We start from the raw sequence: 21,298 nt of genomic DNA on the forward strand, positions 1-21,298 counted from the left end.
TAAGGGTGCCCATCAACCGCTGACACGCCTAAAATACGTTCCTGATTTTTCGAGTCCCGGCCGGGACGCTTGAGGCACATTTAAAATGTCAGTCATTACTCCTGCAACACTTACGGCTGCTGCCGATCACAGGACGCAGTTCCTCGACCTGCTGGACACCAGCCTCTCGCAGAGCTCGCTCATCAAGCTGGTCCTGGCCAAGTATGTGGGCAGCGAAGCCGAGCTGCAGCGGGTCATCATCAAGCCGCTGACGATCAAGGAGCAGCCTTGCCTGTCATTTGTCTATCGCTACAAGACCCGCGATATCACCAGAAATTTTCCGCTGGATGAGGCGGTGGGCGTCATCGCCAGTCTGCTACCCGAGTCGTTCAAGAACGCGCACCTGCTGTCGCTTACCGACGAAGTGCAGCTGGAATACAGTAAGAAAGGCAAGACCACACTGTGCAAGAGCAAGGCTCAGCAGGAGCGCGTTGCGCCTTCGGCCGGGCACGACCGAGAGAAGAAGCGTTATCTGGAATTGAGCCGGCCGTTTCTGACCGACCTTGGCGTGACCAACCGCCAGCATGAACTGATCCCGGCGATGTCGCGCAAGTGGAAACAGATCAACAAGTTCATCGAGGTGTTTTCCCATGCATTGAGCTCCTCGCCGCTCAAGCTGGATCAGCCGATCAAGGTCGCCGACTTCGGCTCAGGCAAGGGCTACCTGACGTTTGCCATCCACGACTACCTGTGCAACACGTTGCAGGCTGACGGGCAAGTGACCGGGGTCGAGTTGCGTGAGGACATGGTCACATTGTGCAACAAGGCCGCAGCGAGTCTTGAACACCCTGGCCTGACGTTTCAGCATGGCGACGTGCGTACCGTTGCGCCCAGCGCGCTGGATGTGATGATCGCGCTGCACGCCTGTGATATCGCAACAGACTACGCCATTCACATGGGCATCCGTTCCGGCGCGTCCATCATCATGTGCTCGCCATGCTGTCACAAACAGATCCGCTTGCAGATTCAGAGCCCGACGCTGTTGAAACCCATGCTGCAATACGGTCTGCACATGGGGCAACAGGCCGAAATGGTCACTGACAGCCTGCGGGCCTTGTTGCTGGAAGCCTGTGGTTATGAAACCAAGGTCTTCGAGTTCATCTCGTTGGAACACACCAATAAGAACAAAATGATCCTCGCCGTAAAACGTGCCGAGCCAGTCAACCAAGCCCTGTTGCTCGCGCGTATTCAGGAACTCAAAACGTTTTATGGCATCACCGGGCAGTGCCTGGAATCGCTGCTTCAGGCCGATGGTCATCTAGGCTGAAAAATTCGAACCTGAGCGACCAGCGGTCTCGTGCATCATCGTTTCATTGCTCTGGGTCAATGGTTGCGCCTCGCGTTCGGCGGATGCTTGAGCTACTCCCCTGCATCCCGGTCGCCCTCGAGGTTTCCATCATGATCAGCACCTTTTTCATTCCTTCCGTGAATATCATCGGCGCCGGCTGCATCGATGAAGCGATGCTAGCCATACGCAACTATGGCTTTCGCAAGGCATTTATCGTCACTGACGCCGGGCTTGCCAAGGCCGGGGTGGCGAGCCAGATCGCCGGTTTGCTGGTCGAACAGGGCATCGACTCGGTGGTGTATGACGGCGCCAGGCCCAACCCGACCATCGCCAACGTGGAAAACGGCCTGGTCATGCTGCAGGAGCAACAGTGTGACTTCGTGATTTCTCTGGGCGGCGGCTCGCCCCATGATTGCGCGAAGGGCATCGCCTTGTGCGCCAGCAACGGCGGGCATATCAGCGATTATGAAGGCGTCGACCGTTCGGCAAAACCGCAGTTGCCGCTGATTGCCATCAACACCACCGCCGGGACGGCGAGCGAGATGACCCGCTTCTGCATCATTACCGACGAAGTACGTCACGTAAAAATGGCTATTATCGACCGCAACGTGACACCGCTTCTGTCGGTCAACGACCCGAACATGATGGTCGCGATGCCTCAATCGCTGACGGCAGCCACCGGCATGGACGCGCTGACTCATGCCATCGAGGCCTATGTTTCGACGGCTGCCAACCCGATCACCGACGCCTGCGCATTGCAGGCCGTGGCGTTGATTGCCAACAACCTGCGCGACGCCGTTTCCAACGGCAGCAACATCACAGCACGGGAAAACATGGCCTATGCGCAGTTCCTCGCCGGCATGGCATTCAACAATGCGTCGTTGGGCTATGTGCACGCGATGGCTCATCAACTGGGCGGCTTTTATGATTTGCCGCATGGCGTGTGCAACGCTGTTTTGCTGCCTCATGTGCAGCGCTTCAATGCGAGCGTCAGCGCAGCACGCCTGACCGATATCGCGCATGCGATGGGCAATAATATTCGCGGCCTTTCCCCTGAGGAAGGCGCCCAGGCGGCAATCGATGCCATTCGCACTTTGTCCGCCGCTGTCGATATTCCTGCGGGCCTGACCGCGCTGGGGGTCAAAGAAGAAGATTTCCCGATGCTCGCCGCCAACGCCCTGAAAGATGCTTGTGGCCTGACCAACCCGCGCCCTGCAGATATTGAGCAGATTCAGGATATATTCCGTCAGGCACTTTGATAATTCGCCAGAAAACAGGCTTGCACATGGACATGCTTCGGCCATACACCCTCGCTCATCGGGACCTCTGTCTGGCTATTTTTGACAGCAACGTCCCGCGCTTTTTTGATCCCGTAGAGCGCGAGCAATTTTCCAGTTTCCTGATGGCTCCGCTGGGGCACTACTTTGTTGTCGAACGTGATGCCGAGGTTGTGGCGTGCGGGGGCTACCTGGTGTTGTCTGCCCCCTCCGTTGCCGAACTCACTTGGGGCATGGTTCACAGAGAATGCCACGGCAGTGGACTGGGCAGGTTTCTGACCCTGGCTCGTCTGCAGGCCATGAGGCTAGTGCCGGGTGTCACGCGTGCCTTTATCAATAGCAGCCAGCACGTTCAGGGGTTCTACTCGACGCTGGGGTTCGCCGTGACCGGCATTGAAGCCGATGGACATGGACGCGGAATCGACAGCGTCAAGATGGAACTGGCGATCTCGTGATTGCCGATGCCTGAACAGAGGCTGACGAAGGCCTAGGAACGTGAGTCAGGCAGGCCGACGCCCGTTTAGCATGCAGGCTGTCTTCGCGATTCCCGCGAATATGCCTGGTAGGTTGATCCATGAAGCCTTGGCCTTTGTTGACAGGTGGTTTCCCGAAGGTCGGCCTTTCGCGCTGCACACTGGCCTTGCTGCTGATGCTTTCCGGGTCGCAGTGCCTGCAGGCGGCAGACAGGCCCGAGGGTTTCGCCAGAGGTGTCACCGGTGGTGGGGCCGCAACGGCTGTGCATCCTGCTACCCCGGATGACCTTCGATCAGCACTCTGTGCGTCTCATGACTCACGAGGCGCCTGCACCGATGACACCCCGCGAGTGGTAGTGCTGGACCACCTTTTCGACTTTCGTGGAAGTGTGGTCACCAACGGCAGCGCCGAAACCACTGAGCCTGGCTGCAGGGTGAAAGTGTGCCCGCATGGCGGAGAACAACTGGCACTCAACGGTGCCAATGGCTTCTGCCAGTCGAGGCCGTCTGTCATGGTCACTTACGACAATGCGGGCCTGAAACCACTGAAAATCGGCCCGAACAAGACGCTGATCGGGAAGGGCGGCAACGCAGGCATTCTGGGCACAGGGCTGTTTATCGGTGACGGCGCGCATAACGTGATTGTCCGCAACCTGACGCTTTCCGATATCAACCCAAGTGTCGTGTGGGGCGGAGACGCACTCACGCTCGACAGGGCCGACGGTGTCTGGATTGATCACAACACCTTTGCACGTATCGGCCGACAGATGATCGTGACCGGTTGGGGCGCTGCTTCGCATGTCACCGTCTCCAGCAATGAGTTCGACGGGCGCACCCCTTATTCATCGACCTGCGACGGTCATCATTACTGGGTCTGGCTGTTCCTTGGCAGCCAGGACACGCTGACGATATCAAGAAACTACGTGCACGATACGTCCGGCAGGGCGCCACATGCCGGCGGTATGCACAATGCAGAAGTCCGTGCCCAACTGGTCAACAACGTCTTTCAGCGCATGACCTATCAAGGGGCGATCATGTCGCGAACCGATTCTTCGCACTTGCTGGTAGAAGGGAACGACTTCGAAAACGTCGCCCATCCACTGTTCAACGACATGGATCAGCCAGGCACCGCATTTGCCTTGTTTGATCCGGCGTCTCTTGCTGTACCTGACGCTTGCACACGCGTGATCGGCAGAGCGTGCGTTGCCAACCAGCAGCGGGTAAGCGGCGAGGACTATCGCCCTCAGGATGTTTCTGCGCTGAAGGCTTTCAGCGACTACCGGCAGTACCTGATAACGCCGGTTTCGGCAGATGAGGCCAGGGAAGAAGTCCCGAAAGAGGCTGGTGTGGGTAAGGTAAGTGCTGACCTACTGCCATGATTTCAAATCTGCTATCGAGTAAATCCATTCGTTACCGGTTTTTTGCTTGCTGAACAGTTTGAGGTCCACCAAGCCATTCAGAACGGTTGCCGCCGTGTTGTAAGCACATCCCAGGCTGTCCTTTATATCGGTCACGTATAAACAAAACCGCATGGCCTTGGCGGCTCTCCCAAAGAAACAGCCGTTACAAGCTGGCGATTTCTGGCTTGCCTGACCACCGACCAGGCCAGAGCTGCATCCAGCGATTTCGGAAATCTGAAACGTAACTTGTCGAAATGCAGGTAGCGTCTTTGTGCATCAAAGGGCTGCGCAAGCTAAAGGTAGGCGTCTGTCTGAGCGGCATGGTCTTTGATAATCCGGGTAAGTGGATTGTGTATAAGTTCGGGCGGCGACTTGACCGACATTTCAAATTTCGTTGAGATTGAAATGGGTGAAAAGCCTTTTCGAAGCAGAATGTGAGCTCTGTTGAGCGCATGAGCAAACAGAGGCATACCTTCAAGACTGCTCATCGCCGCAGAGTAAGTAAGACTGAGAGCAACTGGATGCTGATTGATGTCACGAGATTGCAGATGGGATAGGGGGGCAAAAAAGATGGAGCGGGTAGAGGGAATCGAACCCTCAACTAAAGCTTGGGAAGCTTTCGTTTTACCACTAAACTATACCCGCTCTGAGCTCAATGCTGAGCGGCTGACTTTGTACCAGAACCCTGCCTCGATTTGAAGCGCTAATTTCTCTGCGCAATGCTTTTCCCCTCGATTGCCTTAACAAAAAGCACACCGACATGCTCTGTCAGACAGGCCTCGGCAGTTGTTTTCTGGGTGGGCACATGCTCGGCGTCGTGTGTTCAATCCACCAGACGGTGACGATGTTTAGAACAGGTCGATTTCTGCCGCGTGCAGCGTACGGTAGCTGCCGGCTGCGAGGGTTGGGTCCAGGGTCAGTGCACCGATGCTTTCCCGGTGCAGCCGCAGCACTTTGTTGTCGAAGTGGCCGAACATCCGTTTCACTTGATGGTAGCGGCCTTCGACAATGCTCAGGTGTGCGCTGCGGGGTCCCAGCACGTTCAATTGCGCCGGTTGTGTGGTGATGTTTTCGAATGAGAAATACAGGCCTTCGGCGAATTTCAGCACATAACGGTCGTCAATGAGTTGCTCGGTTTCGACGTAATACACCTTGGGCATTTTGGTCTGCGGCTGAGTCAGTCGTCGTGACCATTGCCCGTCGTTGGTGATCAGCACCAGCCCGGTGGTGTTGAAGTCCAGGCGTCCTGCGATGTGCAGCTCGTGTTTGTCAGGCTCGTCCAGCAGATCAAGCACTGTCGGGTGCTGCGCATCGGTAGTTGCACTGACGCAGCCTGGCGGTTTGTGTAACATGAAGTAACGCGCGGCTTTGCCTGGCTGAAGAATTTCTGTGTCGAACATCACACAGCTGAATTCGCGTACTTCGTGATGCGGGTCACTCGTCGTCAGTCCGTCTACCTGAACGCGACCGCTGGCAAGGGCCAGGCGTACGCTCTTGCGATTGAAGCGCGGCAGGTTGCTGAGGAAACGATCAAGACGCATGGCAGGAATGAGGCAAGTGAGAGCGGTTGCGCATCTTACTACGTGCCCTGACCAATGGGTTGCCCGAGCGCTGCTCCCTCGACTCCGGCGCAACGTGGGCAAAGACAGGCCTTGTTGCGAGCTTCTTCTGGCAATGCAGCAAGGCGCGCCGGGTCAATGCTCTCGGAAAAGCACCAGCATGGCTGATCTGCAGTGCGCGGGTCGGCCAGGCTGCATCGGTTGCTGAAGCCACACGCAGGGCACAGCGCTGTGTCGGTTAGGGCGGTTGTCATTTTTTAGGAAGGCGCCGTGCTTGATGATGGGGTCGCTGGGTTCAGGCCATATTAGCAATCACCGAACCCGCTGTCGGGGCATGATAGACGGGTGCGCGACTCAGCAAGGCCGAGAAGGCGGCACATCGGCAGTGCACCAGTAATATTCGGTCGTAATGAATGCCTTGAGCCGACAGGCTGTTGAACAGATCGGCCAGCGATGGCGGCGTCATGCCGAAACGGTTGCGCACCGTCAGCACGTCCATCGGCGTCGGCGGCAACCAGCCCTGCAAGGGCGATGCCCGAGAGTTGCCTACCACGCGTGCGATCTCGTCATAAGTCTCGTCGGTTGCACTCTGGAACTTGGACAGGCTGTAATTTTTAAGCCTGCCGGGTAGCGACGTCCCGGCAATGAGTTTGTCGGTAATGAACAGGGGCTCGAGCGACGTGTGCGGCATCACTGAATGCACCGCCGTGTTCGAGTGGGAGAATGGCCTGGCATTCTTGTTGACGACGCGATGCAGTTGCGGGTCTACCAGTTCGTAGCCATGCGGCGCGTAGGTGCGAATTTCGGTACCGTTGGGGATTCCTACTGTACGCGACCACGGTGTGTAATACCCGTGGGTGCTGACCACCAGAGTCCGCGCTTGGCCTCTGTCGGACGTCCACAACAGAAACCTTCGGCCCAGCTTCCAGGCATGTATCGGCAAGAGGGTTGGCGATAGGGAGGTGGTGACCGTCCAGCGTCGCAGAAGCGCGTCGGTGTGGAAGAATTTCTCCAGTCGGGTCTGGCGCGGGTTCACCACGTGCCTGCGCAGCGCTCTGTCTATAGCAGTTAAGGCGGCCTGGCTTTTGCTCGCGGCTGGTTTGGCGATCCTGCTTAATGAGCGCAGCATGCGTGGCGTTTGCGGAGCCCGCTGCAACAGCCCCAGCGACAGCGTAGCCAGTAAAGCGTGATTTTTCTCTGCGTGGCGCCTGCCCGGTAACTGCGTTGCGGCGATAGCGAGTGAGGCAAGGCCGACCTCGGTCGCCAGCGAGGCAATAAAGGCGGGTGTCAGTAACAAGGACATGGGCACCAGCAAGCGTTGTAAATGCAGCAGCCGTTCTGTCCAGTCAGCCAGTGAAACCTGCGCCGAGGTAGTGATCTGTTCTTCTGCGTCATCCAGTGCGTTTTGCCTGAGGCGCTGGTGCAAAAAAGCGAATGGCGTGTTTGACAGTCTTTTTTCACACAGCGAGTGGCGCATGGCCTGGCGCGTGTCAGGGTTGTAGAGCGCGTCGGTCCAGGGACGCAGTATCGACGCAGGCGGGTTGGGAGCCTGGGCACCGCCCCACAGTTTGAACAGGTAATTCAGGCGTTGCTGATGGCTGAGAGGAACGTAACGCATGACCGTTTCACGCCACTCCGGATCAGCCGTTTTACGGGTCAGGTGCAATGCCAGTGCCGTGTCGTCGACAAACTCCAGAAACCCCTCGGCGTGGCCTGCCTGATAGAGCACCTTCCGTGCGCCCGGTAGTTCGAGCACCAGCAGACCGGTGTACTGATGCACCAGCCCGTCGATCAATGAGCCCTGAACGAAAAAACCGAGGGCCCGCCATTGATGTTGCGCAGCGGGCGCAAGTGTTTCCACGACAAGATCGAAGCTGCTGCGCCTGAGTTTGCCGCGTTTCAGGCTGATCAGTAGCTGCGCGATGAACGATGATCTGAATGCTCGTTCGATAGTGCTGTGCTGCTGGTCCCAGAAGTCGTGGATGCGCTGAGTCATCCAGTTCAGAAAACCGAAGCCGCTTATGTAGTTCTCGAGCGCCTGTGGACTGATTTTCAGGATCTGGCCCTGCTCACGGTTACCCAGCCCGGAGGGGTCGAAGAAGACTTCGGTGCCGCCGCCGTGATCGACATAGCCAGCCGGATGATCGACCCGGTAATGATCCGTCAGCGCTTCGGTCAGGCTGACCGGTTTTTCGTCGGGGGTGTGAACATGGATGGGCGCCACGCGGGGTACGCCCAGTGGCCGGTTCGAATGGCCGGGCTTATAGGCGATGAACACATGCTCAGGGTTGAGGGTAAGCCCGTGGTGGTCCTTTAAATAGTTCGCCATGATGTGTGCAGCCATTTTCGAGGCGACCGGTATTTGTTCGAGAATGTCCGGTTGTGTCTGCCAGAGGTCTGCAGCGCCTGCCAGCGCAAGGCTGCGCGCCACAGGTCTGAGCAGATCGATGGTGGCGCAGGTGTTTCTGCCGTTCAGAATCGCCGTGAAGGAAGCCTGCGTGAGAGCAGTGAACAGATCGCCTTCGATCAGCGGAGCATCGGCTACCATCGCTGCATGTTGTTGCAGTGCAAGCAGCGCGTGGCCGTACAGCCCGGACGCGTTCATGGCTGCCAGTAACCGCTGGGGCATGTGTGCCGGATCATCGCTGATGTACTCGGCGATCTTGCCCTTGGCGCCCAGTATGTGAATGAAACAGTGTGAGGTGGTTTTCGACCTGACCTGAAATATCCCGGGCACCTGCTCGCCGTTCAACGAGAGTAATCGGACCTCGGTCAGTTCGCCTCGTCCGCTATCGTCCAGCACGTCCCCGTCGAGGGGAAACCGGCTCATGCCCAAGGCGTCCAGTGCAAGCCGATAGCCGTCCCGACTGATATGTCGGTGGGTGTGCTGTCGGGCCAGGTTGTCGAGAAAAGCCAGCCGCGCCAGTGTGCGCCAGGTTGCTTCGTGCCTTACCCGGAAAGCTTCCAGGATGGCGCTGTAATCATGATCCAGAGGCATATCGCCTATCCATTTGAAAACCTGCCTGGTCATCAGCAAGGGCGTGTCTTCGGATATGGGTGTGTCGGTAATGACGCTGCGATACAGGGCCAGAAAATGTTCCGGTTCGAAGCTGGTCAATGCCACTTCAGTCAACGACAGACTGACGCTGTAATGCTCTTGGCCCTGATCGTCCACAGCGGGCAGGTCATCGCTGCTGAACGTGATCTGTAAGGTGTCCGGATCGAGCACGTTGCCACTCTTGTGCATGAGCAACGTGATCAGTTGCTCACGTACGTAGTGTTGGCGGGGCGGTGGAAAGTCCATGTCCAGCTGGCAGGCTTTCAGAAGCAATGCCGAGTCGGCAATCAACCGGAAGCCAGGGCTGTCGCGCATGGCTTTAAGTTGACGTTCGATGTGCGAAGCGATGTCTTCCGGCCCGCGCTCTTCCGATACCGGCGGCAATGGGGTTTGAGCGAGCGGTGAATAGGCCGTCGGCAGGGTGAATGTTGGCGATGCGTTCAGTGTGTCGTGCCTGTCGCTACTGTGCTCGGGCCGCAGAACGCTGGGCTGCTCAAGCAGGAAAGCAGACGGATGGAACAGTGTGTCCTGGCGAAGCGGACTCCAGATAGGGTTCATGACGTGCGGTCAAAATAAATGAGTGGCCATTATTCCGGGAGTTGCAGCGTGGGAGGTCATAGCTATGTACCGCAGCTTGCGATCACGCCAAAAGAAGCAAGGCGGCGCGCCGTGGCACGCCGCCTTGTCTGCTTAAAGTTGCTGCAGGTATGCGCGCCAGCCACCGAGATGGCTGATGTCGCGCGAGCCTTCCAGGCCATAGGCCTCGCAGATGAAACCGGTCTCCCAGCGCCCGTCGGTCAACTGCACCTTGCCTAACCCGAGCGGTGCCGGGATACCGCTCAGAAACGAGCCCAGCTCGGCGCTTGGCAGCTCCCAGACTTCAACGGCGATCGCCACGCCACCCCCGGCCACGCGCATCATGCCGGGCCGGAACGGCGGGCCGCCAGCCAATGCATACAAGCGATAATCGGCTGAGCTTTGTGTGGCCTCCAACAGACGGCCGCCACGCTGCCGGAGCTGCCAGTTCAAGGCCAGACCATCCAGATGCGCGCCGCATACCACCAGCCTGGCCATGTCATTGCGAGCGGCATTGGTCGGGGTCGGTAGCGACGGTACCTCGCCCCCGATCAGCGGCAGGGCGCTTTGTCGCTGCAAGGCATCGGCCAGGCTAAGCAGGTATTGATCAGTGAACGCTCGCCCGAACAGCGTCACGCCCCACGGCAGACCATTGCTCATGAAGGCGCCGGGCACGGCGATAGCGGCGTAGTCGAGCAGATTGACGAAGTTGGTGTAATAACCCAGTTCCGAATTTCGCAGCACGGGCTCGGCGCTCAGTTCTGCCGAGGTTACCGGACGACCAATGCTTGGCGTCAGCACGCAGTCCAGCCCTTCCAACGCCTGGTCACAGATCATTTTCAGCGCTTGCAGGCGATATTGCGCGCGAAAGGTATCGACTCCGCTGACTGCGGTTGCTTTGGCCAGCACCGCACGAATGACCGGCAGCACAGCCTCGGGGCGCTCTTCCATCAGCGGCCCGGCGACGCTGTAGCGTTCGGCCACCCACGGGCCTTCGTACAGCAACCGTGCAGCTTCCAGAAAGGGCGACAGGTTCACAGTGACTGCTTCGCCGCCCAGCGCAGTGAGGCGGTTGACGGCATCGCCGAACAGCAACGGGCCTTCAGCACAACCAAAGAACTCCAGGTCTTCGGCTCGGGGAACTCCGAAACGGAACGGGCGAGGTGCACCGAACGCCGAGGCGTCGTTCCACTGCGGGTTGCGACGGCTGTACTCATCGCGTGGGTCAAACCTTGCGACCAGCCCCAGCAACTGACTGGCTTCTCTGGCCGTGGCAGTGAAGGTGGAAACACAGTCCTGTGTGCGGCAGGCGGGCACTACTCCGGCTGTGGAGATCAAGCCCTTGCTGGCTTTCATGCCCACCAGATTGTTCAGCGCTGCAGGCACTCGTCCCGAACCTGCGGTGTCGGTGCCCAGAGCAAAACTGCTGACACCCAGCGCAACCGCCAGAGAAGAACCAGAGCTTGAACCGCCGGATGGATAGTCCGGGAGAACGCTATTGGGGCAAGCGCCATAGGGCGAGCGGCTGCCATTCAGGCCAGTCGCGAACTGGTCGAGATTGGTCTTGCCCATCGGCACCGCACCCAGTGTGATCAGCTGCTCGACGACGGTCGCCGAGCGCTCGGGTGTGTAGGCGTAATCCGGACAGGCGGCGGTGGTGGGAATGCCGGCCAGATCGATGTTGTCCTTGATCGCGAAGGGCACGCCGTACAGGGGCAGGTCCTTTAGGTCACGACTTTCCAGCTCCGCAAGGTAGGGTTCCAGTTCATCCACGCTGAGCAAGTGAATGAACAGGTGAAAGACGGGATTGAGCGCTTCGGCTTTCTCGCGCAGTGCCAGAATCAATTGGCGGGGCGTCAGATCACCGGCCTGATAGGCGCCACGCACGGTGTCCAGGCGAAGGTCGTTCGGCAATGTTGTGTCGGTCATGACGAAATTCCAATGAAGTTGAAAAGTTGATCGGTTCAGTCTGCTGCCAGCACCACGACCCGCTGTCCCGCGCGGATTGCGGAACCTGGCTGCACCCGGACTTCCCTGACAACGCCTGCGACAGGCGCTAGCAGGGGGATTTCCATCTTCATCGACTCCAGAATCACCAGCACATCGCCTGCTTCGACCCGTTCGCCAGGCTGCACCTGTACTTGCCATAGATTGCCGGCAATATGGCTGTCGATGCCTTGGTGGCCTGCTTGCAGGGGAAGTTCTTCGATATCAGGTGCAACGCCTTCATCGCTTTGAAAATCCGCCTGACCGTTGGCGATCCAGCGTTCGCGTTCGGCGTTGAACGCCGATTGCTGCTGCGCACGGAATGCCGCAATGCCGTCTGCTTCACGTGCCAGGAAGGACTGGTAATCGGCCAGGTTCAGGGTGCTGTGTTCGATGTGCAGGGCAAAGCGCCCAAGTGGAAAGTCGCGGCGGATGCGTAACAGTTCGTCGGCGCTGACCGGGTAGAAACGGATCTGATCGAAGAAGCGCAGCAACCACGGTTTGCCTTCGAAGGCGGCGACATCGCGGTAGCGGTTCCACATCTGCAACGTGCGGCCTACGAATTGATAGCCGCCGGGGCCTTCCATCCCATATACGCACATGTAGGCGCCGCCAATACCGACAGAGTTTTCAGCAGTCCAGGTGCGTGCCGGGTTGTACTTGGTGGTCACCAGCCGATGCCGAGGGTCCAGAGGCGTGGCGACCGGTGCGCCCAGGTACACATCGCCCAGCCCCATGACCAGGTAGCTGGCATCGAATACTGTGCGCTGTACTTCATCCAGATTGGGCAGGTCGTTGATGCGACGGATGAACTCCAGATTGCTCGGGCACCACGGCGCGTCCTTGCGCACGGTGGTCATGTATTTCTCGATGGCCAACTGGCAGGCCGGGTCATCCCACGACAGGGGCAGGTGGACGATGCGCGACGCCACTTGCAGGTCTTTCGCTGCACACACGGCGTCCCACTCTCCGGCAACAATGTCGAGCAGTTGCCGAAGCGGCAGTTGTTCGGGGCAGTAGTGGACCTGCAGCGAGCGAATGCCCGGCGTCAGGTCGATCACGCCTGCCAGGGCCTTGGCTTCCAGTGCGAGCATCAAGGCGTGGCCGCGCAGGCGCAGCACCAGATCCAGCTCCGGCGCGCCGATTTCCAGCAGCAGGTGAGTGTCGCCGGACAGCCGCGCTACGAGGCGTTTGTCGTCGTGACCGATGTCGAGAATGATCGGGCTGGGCAGTTCGCCTTCGCGAGCAAGCTCGCTCCCACAGATGTTTACGGGACCTTGGGGGAGGGTTGAGTTCACTGCCGCATGACACGCCTCGACACTCACCGGAAAAAACCGGACCTTGTCTCCGGCCTTCAATTGCCCCAACTGCCACAAATCCGCTTCGATGATGGTCACCGGGCACACGAAACCACCCAGGCTAGGGCCGTCAGGGCCGAGGATGACCGGCATGTCGCCGGTGAAATCCACCGCGCCTATCGCGTATGGGTTGTCGTGGATGTTGGAGGGGTGCAGACCTGCGTCGCCACCGTCCTCCCGCACCCATTCAGGTTTGGGGCCGATCAGGCGCACACCGGTACGGCTGGAGTTGAAATGCACCTCCCAGTCGGTCGCAAAGAACGTTTCGATGTAGGTTTCAGTAAAGTATTCCGGGGCTGCATGAGGGCCGTAGATCACTCTTATCTGGCGGACTTTTTTCAGCTCGTCGAGGTGTTCGTCGGCAATCTGCTGGCCTGCGCTGCGATCGACCAATGCCGCGATATGCAGCACATCACCCGCCCGCAAAGCTCGGCCGCCATGGCCGCCAAACTGGCCTAGAGTAAAGGTGCTTTTGCTGCCCAGATAATCCGGCACGTCCAGCCCGCCACGCACGCACAGGTAACTGCGTACGCCAGCACCGGCTATGGTCCCCAATGCAAGGGTCGAACCGGCGCGCACCAGCAGTGCGGTGTTCATGGCGCAGGGCTCGCCATCCAGCGTGATCGGAATATGCGCGCCGGTCACGGCGATCACCGCGTCGGTATTGAAGCGCAGCAACGGCCCGCTCATGGTGATTTCCAGCGCGGCGCATCCTTCGGCATTGCCCAGCAACAGATTCCCCTGACGCAAGGCGCGACTGTCCATCGGTCCTGACGGCGGCACACCGACTGCCCAATAACCCAGGCGGCCTGGGTAATCCTGAACGCTGGTCTGCGTACCTCCGCTCAGCACCTCGAACGTATCGGCTTGATACAGGAGGTCTTCCAGGCAGCGCGTCCACGGCTGACCGCTGGCGAAGGGCGTGTCGGCGATGATCTGGCGCAAGTAATCGCGGTTGGTCTCGACGCCGTACAGGCGGGTCTCATGAAGGGCTGCGGACAAGCCGGCCCTGGCCTGATCGCGGCTTGGTGCCCAACTGATCAGCTTGGCAATCATCGGGTCGAAATACGGTGGTATTTCGCAACCGGCTTCCACCCAGGTGTCAATGCGCAACGCATGGCCATCGGCAGGGGGGAAATTCACCGCTGTCAGCAAACCGGAGCAAGGCTGGAAATCGCGGCCCGGATCTTCGGCATACAGTCGCGCCTGAATGGCATGACCGACGGGTTTGAGGCTTGCCTGCAACTGGCTGAGCGGCGGCAGATCACCCGCCGCGAGTTGCACCATCCAGCTGACCAGATCGACGCCCCACACTTGCTCGGTGACGCCGTGTTCGACCTGTAGGCGCGTGTTCACTTCCAGAAAATAGAAGCGCTGGTCTTCGCTGTCGAAGACGAATTCAACAGTCCCGGCGCTGCGGTAACTGACCGCTCTGGCCAGCTTGATCGCCGCCGTGCACAGCTCATCGGCCATGCCCTCTGGCAGGTTGGGGGCCGGGGTTTCTTCCAGTACTTTCTGATTGCGGCGCTGCACCGAGCAGTCGCGCACGCCGAGGGCTAGCACTTCGCCCTGGCCGTCACCAAACACCTGCACTTCCAGATGACGGGCGCGCTGGATGTATTTCTCGATGAACACACCCGCGTCGCTGAAATTGTTCTGCCCAAGACGTTTGACTGCCTCGAATGAATCGGTCAGTTCCTCTGCACTGCGACACACGCGCATGCCGATGCCGCCACCGCCAGCGGTGCTTTTGAGCATCACCGGGTAGCCGATGGCACGAGCCGCAGAAAGGGCTGACTCCAGGCTGTCGAGCAGTTCGGTGCCTTCCAGCAGGGGCACGCCGTGTTGCCTGGCCAGCGCACGGGCGGTGTGCTTGAGGCCAAACACACGCAGTTGTTCTGGCGTCGGGCCGACGAAGGCGATACCGGCGTCTTCGCAGGACTGGGCAAACGCAGCGTTTTCAGAGAGAAAGCCGTAGCCGGGATGAATGGCTCTGGCGCCAGAGGCTTTGGCAATGGCGAGGACCTTGTCCACCGCCAGGTACGTACTGGCCGCGCCGCCTTCGCCCAGGCTGTGGGCTTCGTCGGCCTGCATCAGGTGCAGGCTGGCTGCGTCGGCTTCGGAATACACCGCCACGCCTTTCACCTGCAAGGTGCGCAGGGTTCGCAGGATGCGGCAGGCAATGGCGCCACGGTTGGCGATCAGCAGTTTGTCGAACATGGCATAACCCCGGAAACCCAGTCGCACTCGGTTTCGTGATGGGAAGCGGGCCGTCCCGCTATTGATCAATCTACGCAACGGTCGTCCGTTGCTGGCGGCGGGTGCCGGGTCAGTCGCGGATCAGCAGGTGCGCAGGCGTCGGGTTATAGCCGTTGCATGGATTGTTCAGCTGCGGGCAGTTGGAAATCAGCACGATCACGTCCATTTCGGCGCGCAGCTCGACGTACTTGCCGGGCGCGGATATGCCGTCCTCAAAGGTCAGGCCGCCTTCGGCTGTCACAGGCACGTTCATGAAGAAGTTGATGTTCGGGCCGATGTCGGCCTTGGTCAGGCGACCGTCATGCAGGCAGGCGCGCAAGTAGTTGTCGCGGCAGCTGTGCATGTGGCGTTTTTCCAGCGCGTAACGCACGGTGTTGCTCTCTTGGGCACACGCGCCACCCAGCGTGTCATGACGACCGCAGGTGTCATCGACAATAGTCAGCATCGGCTGGCCGAGGTTGGAAAACAGCACGCTGCCGGTGGTCAGGTAAACGCTGTTTTGCCGGCGCAGGGTGCGCTGCACGTCGTAGCGTTCGCGCGGGTTGGCGAGGCTGAAAAACAGTGTGTCGACCGCCTGATTGCCCTCCAGGTCGAGAATGCGCACGGTCTGTCCGGCCTTTACTTCGGCCAGAAACGGTTCGCCAGCCGCAATGGTCGCGTCGCAGGAGTGATGATTATGTGAGTTCATGACGAGGCTCCTCAGGCGAACAGGCGGTCAGTGTTGATAAAGCCGCGCTCGTTTTCCGGGCGCGATGTGCGGCAGTGCTCGGCAACGCTGGCGTCGGCTTTCATCCAGCCGAGTTTGAGCGGTTGTGGAGCGTATTCTGGGTTGGGGTCCATCGGGTGTTGCAGCGCGGTGAGCACCACCAGCGTGTCCATCGGCGCATACAGCTCGATGTAATCACCGGCTTTCGAGTTGTTCGGGGCGAAATGCAGCTTTCCTGCTTCGTCCACATCGACGCGGCTGAACAGGTTGAGGGTCATCAGCAGGTCGGACAGCCCCAGCCCCCATTTGCCCAGCTCGACGAGCAGGTTATCGACGCCATTGCGAAAGAAACCGTTACGCAGTTCCTGATAACGCCCTTGGCCGTATTTTTCAGCGACTTCCTGGGCGTTGAGCACGCCACCGATGCTGTCGCTCCAGCCGCAGGTGTCGGTGACGATCGCGGCCAGTACGCGACCCATGTCTGAATACAGGCAGTGGCCGTTACTGAGCCTGGCGGTGTGCTGGCATTTGAGGCTGTCCGGCAGGTTCAGACGCTCGGTCTTTTCGTGAGCGTTGAGCAGGGTGAGGCTGACGTTGGCGTTGCCGCGCAAATCGGTCAGGCGTAACAACTCGCCGCGCTTGAGGACAAACGAGCGATGGCCGCCACCGGGCAGCAGTTCTTCGGCAAAAACCGGGTACAGCGTGGTCGAGTCAGTCATTGAACGGGCTCCTCTGAAACGTTGATCAGCGAATCGATGGCAGCGCGTTCGGCGCGGCGTTCGCTGTTGAGGGGGATGTCATAGGTGATGCGCGCGCCATATGCCCCCGGTTCATGCGGGTCGTGGCGCACCTTGTCGAACACCAGCAGGCGGGTGCCGAGGTTGAAGCCTTCGGACAGGTCGTGGGTGACCATGAATACGGTCAGTTTTGTCTCGCGCCACAGCTCCAGCAGTAAATGGTGCATGTCCTTGCGAATGCCGGGGTCGAGCGCGCCGAACGGCTCATCCAGCAGCAAAATGCGAGGTTTCATGATCAGTGCCTGGGCAATCGCCAGCCGTTGTTGCATGCCGCCGGACAGCTGCGTCGGGTACTTTTCCAGCGCGTGGCCCAAGCCGACCTTGCTCAACAGCTGCGCGGCCTGCTCACGCGCCTCGCGTTTGGCCTGACCGAACAGCCGGCCGAGCCAAGCTGCGCGTGGCAGCTCAAGGCCCAGCGCCACGTTGTCGAGCACCGACAGGTGCGGGAACACCGAGTAGCGCTGGAAGACCACGCCCCGGCTGGCGTCCGGTTCATTGAGCAGCGCTTGGCCGTCCAGCGTGATCAGGCCGCGGCTCGGGGTTTCCTGGCCCAACAGCAAGCGCAGGAAGGTCGATTTGCCACAACCCGATGCGCCCACCAGGGTGCAGAACTCCCCCTCGGCGACGTCCAGATTCAGGCCTTCAAGCACCACCTGATCGTCGTATTGCTGCCAGACATTACGCACACTGATAAAACTCATGCGCGGGCTCCTTCGTACCAGGGAAAGGCGCGTCGGGTCAGAGCTTTCAGGCCCCAGTCCATCAGCCAGGCGAGCAGGGTGATCCACACCACATAGGGCAGAATCACATCCATCGCCAAGTAGCGCCGAACCAGAAAGATCCGGTAGCCCAGGCCGTCAGTCGACGCGATGGCCTCTGCGGCGATCAGGAACAGCCACGCCGAGCCGAGCACCAGGCGAAGGGCAATCAATAGGCGCGGCAGCAATTGCGGCAGAACCACCCGCAGGATCAGTGTCCAGGTCGTGGCACCCAGGGTTTGCGCCTTGATCAGCAGCTCGACCGGGATTTCCCGGGCGCGTTGTTCCAGGTCGCGGGCCAGAATCGGCGTGATGCCGATCACGATCAGCATCACTTTCGACAGCTCGCCCAGACCGAAAACGATGAACAGGATCGGCAGAATCGCCAGCGGCGGAACCATCGAAAGCACTGTCAGCAAGGGCGACAAGGGCGCGCTGAACAGCGGCAGGATGCCCGCCGCGATACCCAGGCAAAGCCCCAGCAGCGCACTGATGCCCAAGCCGATAGCAAGTCGCTTGAGGCTCGACGCAGAGTCTTGCCACAGCAGGTAGTCGCCAGTACGAGCGTCGGCGGTGAACGCTACGCGTTTGACCGCATCGGCCATCTGCACTGCGCTGGGCAGCAGCTTGTCGGTAGGGTTCTCCGCAAGCCTTGTGGCCGAGCCCATGAAGTAGGCGAACAGCAGCAGGGCAAACGGCAGGATCACCAGAATCAGGCGACCGGCGCGATCCGGATGGCGGTTTATCAAACGCATGGCAATGACCTTTCTACTGAGCGTGGTTTACAACTTGCCGTCGGCGGCCATCTGCACGTAGCTGGGGTCAAAGTGCAGCTTGAGGTTGGCCTTGTCGCCGACGATCACACCGTTTGCGAACGACATGCCGACCGCGTTCGCGTCGCGCGCGCCTTCGCCGAGCAGGCCGTGGGCGAATGAGAAGTCGGCGACTTTGCGCTGGGTTTCAGGTAACTGGCTGCTGGTGGCGAACTCAAGCGCTTCCTTGGGCGTGGCAAACAGCTTGGTAGTGTCCAGCTGCGCCTGGAAACCGGCCAGGTCAGTGCCTGACGCCTTGGCCATGTGTTCCAGAGCGGCCTTGGCCTGGGCGTTTTTGGCGTTCATCAGGCCGACTACTTCAAACCATGCGCCGGTCAGGGCTTTGCCCAGTGCCGGGTTGTCTTTCAGGGTTTGGGTGTTGACGACCATCATGTCCATGATCTCGCCAGGGATCTGGCTGGAGTTGAACACTTCAGTCACGCCAGGCTTGGCCTTGATGTCCGACAGCATCGGGTTCCAGGTGGTAACCGCCTGCACGTCATCGGTGTTGAAGGCTGCCGAGATATCGGCATCCGAGGTGTTGACGACCTTGAGGTCCTTTTCGCTGAGCTTGACGCTGTCCAGCGCGCGGGCCAGCAGGTAATGGGAAACCGACAGCTCAACCAGATTGACGTCCATGCCTTTGAGGTCGGCCACTTTCTTGCCTTCGCCCTTGATCACCACGCCGTCGTTGCCATTGGAAAAGTCGCTGACGACCAGTGCAGTGCTTTCCACGCCGCCCGCAGCCGGGATGGTCAGGGCGTCCATGTTGGTCATGGTGCAGCCATCGAACTGGCCGGCGGTGTATTGGTTGATGGATTCGACGTAGTCATTGAGCTGGGTGACATCGATCTTGATGCCGTACTTTTTCGCCCACTTGTCGACGATGCCTTGGCTACCTGCGTATTCCCACGGCATCCAGCCTGCGTAGATGGTCCAGCAAACGTTGAAATGATCTTTCTGGGCGGCATTCGCCGAGAGGCTCAACGCAGCAAGCAGGCCTGCAGTGAGCAGACCGAAAAGACGAGGCTTTTGCATGTCGAGAAATCTCCAGTAGTGAAAAAAGGCGGCCAGGAGCAACGTGACACCACTGGTGTCCCTGTCTCCCGGGCTTTTGTCCCGCCGTGTAACCTCTACTGGAGGTCGCCAACTCTCGGACCAGCCACTTGCCTGTCGGCAAGCCGGAACCCTAGTCGGCTATTGCAAATTGTGGTGCCGCGAACCTGTGTTGACTCCTGCACGTGAGTTATCAAGCGAGAGTTGTGCCAACTCTTTGCACGCCTTGATTTTGAAGGCTGCATGGCAAATCGTTACTGGCCTGCAGGAATGAGGCTGCCTTGTGCTGGTGCGGGATGCACCGGGATGAAGCGCGAGCACGTTTGATGGAGTGAAATGTTTTGTAGCATCTTTGCGGAACGCTCAAACCGCTCCGCAAGTCTTTGTTTCACGGCCATTCCAGCCCGGATCTACACGCTTCACGCGGCTTTATAAAAAGCGCGTAAAGGGCACTAGAAAGGCTTTTCGCTGTCTGATTTTCTGTCCGCCAGCCTGTTTGGTGGACGCCGACCAGCGTCGCTGGTTTGTGCCAATCGCGGTCCAGGAGGCCGCCATGTATCGAAGACCCTTGCTTATCACGTTGCTGACCCTTTTCCTTGCCGGTTGCTACGCAGGCCCTGGTTACTATGAATCCGACGTGTACACACAACCGACTACCGTTGTTCGCGGCAGCGCTTACGCGTATGACAACGGCTATAACACAACTTATTACCAGGAACGGCGTATCTACGTAGCACCGCAACCACGCTATTACGAACAACCGCGTTACTACGCTCCGGCACCGCGCTATTACGCGCCACCCCCTGTGCCGCGCTATTACCAGCCGGGGCGTCCACCGGGCTATGGCTGGAGACATGACGGGTTCCGCCGCAATGACGGGTTTGGTGGTAATGGCGGTTTCGGACGTAATGACGGCTTTCGCGGGGACCGTGGCAATCGCGGCTGGGATGACCACGGCGGTCGTGGCGGGCGAGATGGCCGCGATGGTCGCGACCACGGCAGAGGCGGGCGCGGCGATGGCCGTGGCGGCCATCGGTAGCTGAAACCTCACCCTGTCTAGTCTTGCTGCCGACGCACCGCGTCGGCATGCATTTATGTAAGTTTTGCTTCCGGCCTTGGACGCGCATCGCGCATCCAGCATTGACTTTGCTGCCGGGCTTTCCTAGTGTCCGCGCATTGTTTTTAGCGGATGTAACCATGACTAGCGACGACCGCATCAAGCTTGAGCCAAGCTGGAAAGAAGCCTTGCGTGACGAATTCGAACAACCCTATATGGCTCAATTGCGTGAGTTTCTGCGTCAGGAGCATGCGGCCGGCAAGGAAATCTATCCGCCCGGACCGCTGATTTTCAATGCGCTGAACTCGACGCCGCTGGATAACGTGAAAGTGGTGATCCTCGGTCAGGACCCGTATCACGGTCCCAATCAGGCACACGGTCTGTGCTTTTCGGTTCAACCGGGCGTGCCGACGCCGCCATCGCTGGTCAACATCTATAAAGAGCTCAAGCGCGACCTGAATATCGATATTCCGAACCACGGTTGCCTGCAATCGTGGGCTGATCAGGGCGTGCTGATGCTCAATACCACCCTGACGGTCGAGCGCGCCAATGCTGCGTCTCATGCGGGAAAGGGCTGGCAGCATTTTACCGACCGAATCATTCAGGTGGTCAGTGAGCATCAACCACATCTGGTCTTTCTGTTGTGGGGCGCTCATGCGCAAAGCAAGCAGAAGCTGGTCGATGCGACCAAGCATCTGGTGTTGACGTCCGTCCATCCTTCACCGCTCTCGGCCTATAAAGGCTTTTTGGGCAACGGGCACTTCGGGCGTGCCAATAAGTACCTTGAGCAAAACGGCCTGGCGCCGATCGACTGGCGACTGCCTGCGCTTTGAGTGGGG

At 59.4% G+C, this 21,298-nt stretch carries 16 protein-coding genes, 1 tRNA gene and 1 riboswitch; of the genes, 6 read left to right on the forward strand and 11 right to left on the reverse strand.

Going from position 1 to position 21,298, the window contains the following annotated elements; all coding sequences use genetic code 11:
* The first annotated feature begins 85 nt into the window (after window positions 1-85).
* From ALO43_RS00995 to ALO43_RS01010, 4 genes are all read left to right on the forward strand, one after another.
* Window positions 86-1,306: a class I SAM-dependent methyltransferase gene (locus ALO43_RS00995; protein WP_054996977.1), complete on the forward strand. Its 1,221-nt coding sequence runs from the start codon at window positions 86-88 to the stop codon at window positions 1,304-1,306.
* Window positions 1,307-1,437: 131 nt separating this feature from the next.
* Window positions 1,438-2,586: an L-threonine dehydrogenase gene (gene yiaY / locus ALO43_RS01000; protein WP_005889191.1), complete on the forward strand. Its 1,149-nt coding sequence runs from the start codon at window positions 1,438-1,440 to the stop codon at window positions 2,584-2,586.
* 26 nt (window positions 2,587-2,612) lie between these two features.
* Complete coding sequence (locus ALO43_RS01005; protein ID WP_024671701.1) at window positions 2,613-3,059, forward strand: GNAT family N-acetyltransferase; 447 nt, start codon at window positions 2,613-2,615, stop codon at window positions 3,057-3,059.
* Between the two features lie 194 nt (window positions 3,060-3,253).
* Complete coding sequence (locus ALO43_RS01010; RefSeq protein ID WP_230855610.1) at window positions 3,254-4,456, forward strand: pectate lyase family protein; 1,203 nt, start codon at window positions 3,254-3,256, stop codon at window positions 4,454-4,456.
* 592 nt (window positions 4,457-5,048) lie between these two features.
* On the opposite strand, the gene ALO43_RS01015 is transcribed toward ALO43_RS01010, so the two are convergent.
* The 11 genes from ALO43_RS01015 to ALO43_RS01060 all read right to left on the reverse strand — a co-directional run bounded on the left by ALO43_RS01015 (window position 5,049) and on the right by ALO43_RS01060 (window position 19,384).
* Window positions 5,049-5,122: transfer RNA gene (locus ALO43_RS01015), tRNA-Gly, on the reverse strand.
* A 203-nt stretch (window positions 5,123-5,325) separates the two neighbouring features.
* The gene (locus ALO43_RS01020) at window positions 5,326-6,018 is read right to left on the reverse strand and encodes a 16S rRNA pseudouridine(516) synthase (protein WP_054996978.1); all 693 of its coding nucleotides are present in this window, start codon (window positions 6,016-6,018) and stop codon (window positions 5,326-5,328) included.
* Window positions 6,019-6,056: 38 nt separating this feature from the next.
* On the reverse strand, window positions 6,057-6,290 hold the full coding sequence (locus ALO43_RS28060) for a cysteine-rich CWC family protein (RefSeq protein WP_080268047.1): 234 nt from the start codon (window positions 6,288-6,290) through the stop codon (window positions 6,057-6,059).
* Window positions 6,291-6,331: 41 nt separating this feature from the next.
* The gene (locus tag ALO43_RS01025) at window positions 6,332-9,652 is read right to left on the reverse strand and encodes a dermonecrotic toxin domain-containing protein (protein WP_054996979.1); all 3,321 of its coding nucleotides are present in this window, start codon (window positions 9,650-9,652) and stop codon (window positions 6,332-6,334) included.
* A gap of 132 nt (window positions 9,653-9,784) precedes the next feature.
* A complete protein-coding gene (gene atzF, locus ALO43_RS01030; RefSeq protein WP_054996980.1) occupies window positions 9,785-11,599 on the reverse strand; it encodes an allophanate hydrolase in 1,815 nt (604 codons plus the stop codon).
* A gap of 35 nt (window positions 11,600-11,634) precedes the next feature.
* Window positions 11,635-15,234, reverse strand: coding sequence for an urea carboxylase (uca, locus tag ALO43_RS01035; RefSeq protein WP_054996981.1), 3,600 nt, complete (start codon window positions 15,232-15,234; stop codon window positions 11,635-11,637).
* Between the two features lie 109 nt (window positions 15,235-15,343).
* Window positions 15,344-15,961 carry an urea amidolyase associated protein UAAP2 gene (locus tag ALO43_RS01040; RefSeq protein ID WP_024671696.1) on the reverse strand — a complete coding sequence of 206 codons (618 nt, stop codon included), beginning with the start codon at window positions 15,959-15,961 and terminating at the stop codon, window positions 15,344-15,346.
* 11 nt (window positions 15,962-15,972) lie between these two features.
* Window positions 15,973-16,698 carry an urea amidolyase associated protein UAAP1 gene (locus ALO43_RS01045; protein ID WP_024671695.1) on the reverse strand — a complete coding sequence of 242 codons (726 nt, stop codon included), beginning with the start codon at window positions 16,696-16,698 and terminating at the stop codon, window positions 15,973-15,975.
* Window positions 16,695-17,477, reverse strand: coding sequence for an ABC transporter ATP-binding protein (locus ALO43_RS01050; RefSeq protein WP_054996982.1), 783 nt, complete (start codon window positions 17,475-17,477; stop codon window positions 16,695-16,697). The genes ALO43_RS01045 and ALO43_RS01050 overlap by 4 nt, the downstream gene beginning before the upstream one ends.
* Window positions 17,474-18,289 carry an ABC transporter permease gene (locus ALO43_RS01055; RefSeq protein ID WP_005889214.1) on the reverse strand — a complete coding sequence of 272 codons (816 nt, stop codon included), beginning with the start codon at window positions 18,287-18,289 and terminating at the stop codon, window positions 17,474-17,476. The genes ALO43_RS01050 and ALO43_RS01055 overlap by 4 nt, the downstream gene beginning before the upstream one ends.
* Before the next feature lie 27 nt (window positions 18,290-18,316).
* Window positions 18,317-19,384, reverse strand: a complete 1,068-nt coding sequence (locus ALO43_RS01060; protein ID WP_024671693.1) for a putative urea ABC transporter substrate-binding protein — start codon at window positions 19,382-19,384, stop codon at window positions 18,317-18,319.
* 63 nt (window positions 19,385-19,447) lie between these two features.
* Window positions 19,448-19,550: riboswitch (guanidine-I (ykkC/yxkD leader) on the reverse strand.
* Between the two features lie 489 nt (window positions 19,551-20,039).
* Here ALO43_RS01060 and ALO43_RS28070 point away from each other — a divergent pair.
* Entirely contained in the window at window positions 20,040-20,441 is a 402-nt protein-coding gene (locus ALO43_RS28070) for a hypothetical protein (RefSeq protein WP_162010126.1), read from the forward strand.
* A gap of 158 nt (window positions 20,442-20,599) precedes the next feature.
* Complete coding sequence (ung, locus tag ALO43_RS01070) at window positions 20,600-21,292, forward strand: uracil-DNA glycosylase (protein WP_024671691.1); 693 nt, start codon at window positions 20,600-20,602, stop codon at window positions 21,290-21,292.
* Window positions 21,293-21,298 lie beyond the last annotated feature (6 nt).

The organism is Pseudomonas tremae (genome assembly GCF_001401155.1).
GTDB lineage: Bacteria > Pseudomonadota > Gammaproteobacteria > Pseudomonadales > Pseudomonadaceae > Aquipseudomonas > Aquipseudomonas tremae.

Coding starts and splice junctions, on each gene's coding strand:
- ALO43_RS00995 (WP_054996977.1), top strand. CDS start 86: ATGTCAGTCATTACTCCTGCAACACTTACGGCTGCTGCCGATCACAGG.
- yiaY (WP_005889191.1), top strand. CDS start 1,438: ATGATCAGCACCTTTTTCATTCCTTCCGTGAATATCATCGGCGCCGGC.
- ALO43_RS01005 (WP_024671701.1), top strand. CDS start 2,613: ATGGACATGCTTCGGCCATACACCCTCGCTCATCGGGACCTCTGTCTG.
- ALO43_RS01010 (WP_230855610.1), top strand. CDS start 3,254: ATGCTTTCCGGGTCGCAGTGCCTGCAGGCGGCAGACAGGCCCGAGGGT.
- ALO43_RS01020 (WP_054996978.1), bottom strand. CDS start 6,018: ATGCGTCTTGATCGTTTCCTCAGCAACCTGCCGCGCTTCAATCGCAAG.
- ALO43_RS28060 (WP_080268047.1), bottom strand. CDS start 6,290: ATGACAACCGCCCTAACCGACACAGCGCTGTGCCCTGCGTGTGGCTTC.
- ALO43_RS01025 (WP_054996979.1), bottom strand. CDS start 9,652: ATGAACCCTATCTGGAGTCCGCTTCGCCAGGACACACTGTTCCATCCG.
- atzF (WP_054996980.1), bottom strand. CDS start 11,599: ATGACCGACACAACATTGCCGAACGACCTTCGCCTGGACACCGTGCGT.
- uca (WP_054996981.1), bottom strand. CDS start 15,234: ATGTTCGACAAACTGCTGATCGCCAACCGTGGCGCCATTGCCTGCCGC.
- ALO43_RS01040 (WP_024671696.1), bottom strand. CDS start 15,961: ATGAACTCACATAATCATCACTCCTGCGACGCGACCATTGCGGCTGGC.
- ALO43_RS01045 (WP_024671695.1), bottom strand. CDS start 16,698: ATGACTGACTCGACCACGCTGTACCCGGTTTTTGCCGAAGAACTGCTG.
- ALO43_RS01050 (WP_054996982.1), bottom strand. CDS start 17,477: ATGAGTTTTATCAGTGTGCGTAATGTCTGGCAGCAATACGACGATCAG.
- ALO43_RS01055 (WP_005889214.1), bottom strand. CDS start 18,289: ATGCGTTTGATAAACCGCCATCCGGATCGCGCCGGTCGCCTGATTCTG.
- ALO43_RS01060 (WP_024671693.1), bottom strand. CDS start 19,384: ATGCAAAAGCCTCGTCTTTTCGGTCTGCTCACTGCAGGCCTGCTTGCT.
- ung (WP_024671691.1), top strand. CDS start 20,600: ATGACTAGCGACGACCGCATCAAGCTTGAGCCAAGCTGGAAAGAAGCC.